This is a genomic window from Methylomonas rivi, from assembly GCF_024505165.1.
Lineage (GTDB): Bacteria > Pseudomonadota > Gammaproteobacteria > Methylococcales > Methylomonadaceae > Methylomonas > Methylomonas rivi.
Map to the genome: position 1 here is coordinate 1 of NZ_JANIBK010000210.1, position 4863 is coordinate 4863.

General features: G+C 48.2%; 4 protein-coding genes. All 4 read left to right on the forward strand.

The window, feature by feature from the left end; genetic code table 11:
- The first annotated feature begins 147 nt into the window (after positions 1 to 147).
- Entirely contained in the window at positions 148 to 1098 is a 951-nt protein-coding gene (gene cas1f, locus NP596_RS19800) for a type I-F CRISPR-associated endonuclease Cas1f (protein WP_256617121.1), read from the forward strand.
- Positions 1091 to 1336, forward strand: a complete 246-nt coding sequence (locus NP596_RS19805; RefSeq protein ID WP_256617122.1) for a hypothetical protein — start codon at positions 1091 to 1093, stop codon at positions 1334 to 1336. The genes cas1f and NP596_RS19805 overlap by 8 nt, the downstream gene beginning before the upstream one ends.
- A 4-nt stretch (positions 1337 to 1340) precedes the next feature.
- Positions 1341 to 4667, forward strand: coding sequence for a type I-F CRISPR-associated helicase Cas3f (cas3f, locus tag NP596_RS19810; protein ID WP_256617123.1), 3327 nt, complete (start codon positions 1341 to 1343; stop codon positions 4665 to 4667).
- A partial coding sequence (locus NP596_RS19815) for a hypothetical protein (RefSeq protein ID WP_256617124.1) occupies positions 4660 to 4863 on the forward strand: 204 nt, incomplete at its 3' end. The genes cas3f and NP596_RS19815, both read left to right, overlap by 8 nt.

Here is a 4863-nt window from a genome sequence, read left to right on the forward strand (position 1 = left end):
CGCCCTGGCACGGCCGAAAGCCAACCGACCGGATCGCCGCCGGTTTATCCGCAATAATTGAATGACCGGACGCTGCCGTATTGCGGTTAAAAACCGAATGCTACCGCACCATGGCCGGCCGGTCGGCAAGCCAAACGAGACTAAATAATGGACCAATTGACCGGTTTAAAAGCCATTCTGCATTCCAAGCGCGCCAACATCTACTACCTGGAAAAATGCCGGGTAATGCAAAAAGACGGCCGTGTCCTGTATTTGACCGAAGCCAAGGACGAAAACCTGTACTGGAACATCCCGATTGCCAACACCACGGTGATATTGCTGGGCACCGGCACCTCGATTACTCAGGCAGCGATGCGCATGTTGGCCGGCGCCGGCGTGCTGGTCGGTTTTTGCGGCGGCGGAGGCACGCCCTTGTTTAGCGGCTGCGAAATCGAATGGCTGACCCCGCAAAGCGAATATCGGCCCACCGAATACATCCAGGGCTGGCTGAAATTCTGGTTTGACGACGCGCAACGCCTGAAGGTCGCCAAAGCCTTTCAGAAAGCCCGCGTCGATTATCTGCGCCGAGTCTGGAATAAAGACCGCGACCTGCAAGCCGAAAACATCTTCGCCGACGACAGCGCCATAGCCGCCGCGCTGGATGGTTACGCCTTGCAAGTCGAGCAAGCCGGCAAGGTCGGCGACCTGCTGCAACGCGAAGCGCTGCTGACCAAACAACTTTACCGCTTCGCCGCCCAAGCCACCAAGCACACTGACTTTAGCCGCGACCACGACGCCACCGATTTAGCCAACGGCTTTTTGAACCACGGCAACTATTTGGCTTACGGGCTGGCGGCCACAACGCTATGGGTACTGGGCATTCCGCACGGCTTCGCGGTCATGCACGGCAAAACCCGCCGCGGCGCGCTGGTGTTCGACGTCGCCGACCTGGTCAAGGACGCCATCGTCCTGCCTTGGGCCTTCGTCTGCGCCAAGGAGAAAATGAGCGAACAGGAATTCCGCCAGCAAATCCTGCAAAAATTCACCGACCACAAAGCCCTGGATTTCATGTTCGAGCAGGTCAAGCAAGTAGCGTTGAGGGAAGGAGAAGATGGATGAAGAGTTGGCTTTGCTAACGCAGATCGAGGTCACTATGAAACAAATGTTATTCGAAATAGACGAAATCACCGAGGCAAAAATTAACGCCGCTGCTAAAACAGCAGGACTTTCTACTCAGCAATGGTTACTCCAGATTATTGAAGAAAAAACAGCCTCAGGCTGGCCGGATTCTATCAAGGCATTAGCCGGGACGTGGTGGGACACGCCCTTTGCAGAAGAATGCAACGAAAAGGACTAACGTCATGATGGTCACCTTCGTCAGCCAATGCCAGAAAAAAGCCCTGGCCCGCACCCGCCGCGTGCTGGACGCCTTCGCCAACCGCATCGGCGACAACACCTGGCAAACCGTCATCACCGAAGAAGGCCTGATCGCCGTCAAAACCTTGTTGCGCAAAACCGCCACCAAAAACACTGCCGTGGCTTGCCACTGGATCAGGTCCAGGAGCAGGAGCGAGTTGGTTTGGATCGTGGGGAATCGGCGCTGTTTCAATGCGGAAGGGATTGTGCCGGTGAATTTCACGGAATCGGAAATCACCCAATTCCAAGATAGTCACGATTGGAAATGGGTGCGTGTCATTCGCTACGCGGCTGCGATTGCCGGCTTGTTTCACGATTTTGGAAAAGCCAATCAACTATTTCAAGAAAAAATAAACCCGAAAGTAAAAACCGAAAAGTTTGAGCCTTATCGCCACGAATGGATTTCGCTCAGGTTGTTCCAAGCGTTTGTTGGCGAAATGAATGATAGTCAATGGCTGGATGAACTGAGTCAGGTCGAAAAAGACCATCCATTAAGCTGTTTCCGGGATGGGATAGACGGCAGTGTTTCTGACAATCATCCTCTTAACAAATTACCCCCGTTTGCCCAATTGGTTGCTTGGTTAATTCTTACTCATCATAAATTGCCGATTTGCCCTAGCTGGAAACAAAATTCGCCGACTACGCCAGAATTCAATCACATCGACGATTGGCTAGCAGTCAATTTCGAAGCTATTTGGAATTCTCATAATTGCAAAGATGCCGAACAACTTGAACGACTAGATGCGAATTGGCAATTTGAAAATAGCTTGCCTTTCGCCAGCAATCAATGGCGGTCAAAAGCCTGTTTGATTGCTTCGGAAGCTAAAGCAAAAATAGCCGCGCAGTTGCCGGAGATTGCCAATTGGCTTGATCAACAACTATTCGCGACACACCTTTCCCGCTTGTGTTTGATGCTGGCGGATCATCATTACTCAGCGCAAAAAGCCACCCCGGAATGGCAAAGCCCGGGTTATGCGGTGTTCGCCAATACCGACCGCAACACCAAGCAACTCAAACAAAAACTCGATGAGCATTTAATCGGCGTCGCTGAACATGCCCAACAAATTGCCAAAGCCTTGCCTCGCTTAAATAGCGAACTTCCGTCATTAGAACCAAATGCCTTTCTGACGGGGAATGTCGGCAATAAGGACAAAGAAAAATTCGGCTGGCAGGACGAAGCCAAAAAACTGGCTCAAGCTATAGGCAAAGACTGCTCAACTCAGGGTTTCTTTGGCATCAACATGGCATCGACCGGCAAGGGAAAGACCCTGGCGAATGCAAAAATAATGTATGCGATTGGACAAGAATATGGCCGCGCAAGATTTAGTGTCGCCTTGGGCCTACGAACGCTGACCTTACAAACTGGGAGAGAATTTAGAGAAAAGCTGGACCTGTCCGACGAACAGTTAGCCATCATGGTGGGCGGTATTGCTGTCACACAGCTATTCGAAAACGAACAGAATAAAACCACACTTCCCAAGGACGCACCGGTTTCCGATTTAGACCCATTCGATGCTAACGGCATCGAATCGCAAAATGAATTACTAGACCCCGATTTATTCGTCGATTATCGAGGTGATTTGCAAGAACATAGTTTGAGCCAGTGGACCAGGAACAACGAAAAATTAGAAAAAATGCTGCTGGCTCCGATACTGGTCAGCACCATCGACCATTTGATCCCGGCAACGGAAGGCACAAAAGGCGGTAAGCAAATTCCGCCCATGCTACGGCTGTTGACCTCCGATTTGATATTGGACGAACCGGACGACTTTGGACTAGAAGACCTGCCAGCCTTGTGCCGACTGGTGCATTGGGCGGGAATGCTGGGAAGCCGAGTATTACTTTCAACCGCAACCATGCCGCCGGCATTGGCCTATGGTTTATATCAAGCCTACTACGCGGGCTGGAAGCAATACGCCAAAGCCAATATTGAAGATTGGAATAAACAGATTACTTGCGCCTGGATCGATGAATTTGGGTCGCGAAGTGACGCCATAGGACAATTTGATACCTTCAAGCAGCAGCACAAAAAGTTTATCGATTGCCGGGTAGGAAAGCTCGCCAAGTACGCGCAGCCACAGCGAAAAGGCGAGATCATTCCTATCAGTGAGGATGGCGTTGGTGGTATCGCCACTCGATTGGCTACAACCATTCGAGAAAACATTCAACGCCTGCACGATCAACACCACCAAACGCGCGACGGTAAAACCGTCTCCATTGGCTTGGTGCGTATGGCGAATATCGATCCAATGGTTGCCGTCGCCAAACAGTTATTAAAACTCGATGCACCAACCGACACTTGTATTCACTATTGCGTCTATCACAGCCGTTATCCGTTGGCGATACGCTCATATCTGGAAACGCGGCTGGATAAAATCCTGAATCGTAAAAATCCAGAGGCCATTTGGGACAATATCAAGGACGTTTTAAACCGACATCCACAAACGCAACACATCTTTGTCGTATTGGCCTCACCAGTCGCCGAAGTAGGCAGAGATCATGATTATGACTGGGCAATCGTCGAGCCGAGCTCCATGCGTTCGATTATTCAATTAGCGGGGCGAGTTTTAAGACATCGGGATAATATCCCAATATCTGCCAATATTCTTTTACTAAACCAGAACATCAAGGCTCTGAATAAAGAAAAAATCTGTTTTGAAAAACCGGGGTTCGAATCGAACGAATTGAATTTAAAAAAACATGATTTGGAGAGCGTGGTAGAGCTTGATTATTTTTTGAAAATCGATTCAAAACCAAGAATTGTAATACCAGAAAAAGATAGCGATACAAAAAATCTAAATCTAGTAAGTTTAGAACACGAGGCATTACGCATCCAACTTGTTGGAATACCAAAATCTGCAAAAGTATGGTGGAGAAATCACCCGCACTGGGGCGGCGAAGTGCAGCGTCAACAACGGTTTCGGCAATCGAAGTCCGATGAGTCTTATTATCTATGGCTAACTGATGAGCGCAGTTCTCCATATTGGCGCTGGAAAAATGAAAACGTTTACCCGGCGAAATTTGGGGAAGGCCCAATAGTTATAAACCAAGAAAGCAATTTAGACTTTGGTGATGGCGTCGATTTCTGGTTTGCTCAAAAAGCAAACGCGGTTTATTCCGAGCTTGCCGATGATTTTGGTATTGATTTGAATGAAGTCAGTCAGCGGTTTGGAGAAGTAAGGCTAATTAATTTCAGCAGTAATCAATATCAAGAGTATAGCTACCATCCCAATTTAGGGTTGTACAAAAGAACAGGAGGAAGTGATGGGTGATGATAAAAACGAATTTTCTAATTGGAAGGACGTAATAGATGACTTTTTTGAAACAAAAAAATCATCTGAGGAAGAAAAGTACATAAAGTCAGAAATTAAAAAGCTGGCTGAGTGGTATAAAAAGCACGAGTTTTTCAAAGATCAAAAAATTAAAAAATTATTTGACCTTAAAAAAGAAAACAATGAAATATTACAA

Excerpts from the sequence above, each read along its gene's own strand:
- cas3f (WP_256617123.1), top strand. The coding sequence starts at position 1,341 with ATGATGGTCACCTTCGTCAGCCAATGCCAGAAAAAAGCCCTGGCCCGC.
- cas1f (WP_256617121.1), top strand. The coding sequence starts at position 148 with ATGGACCAATTGACCGGTTTAAAAGCCATTCTGCATTCCAAGCGCGCC.
- NP596_RS19805 (WP_256617122.1), top strand. The coding sequence starts at position 1,091 with ATGGATGAAGAGTTGGCTTTGCTAACGCAGATCGAGGTCACTATGAAA.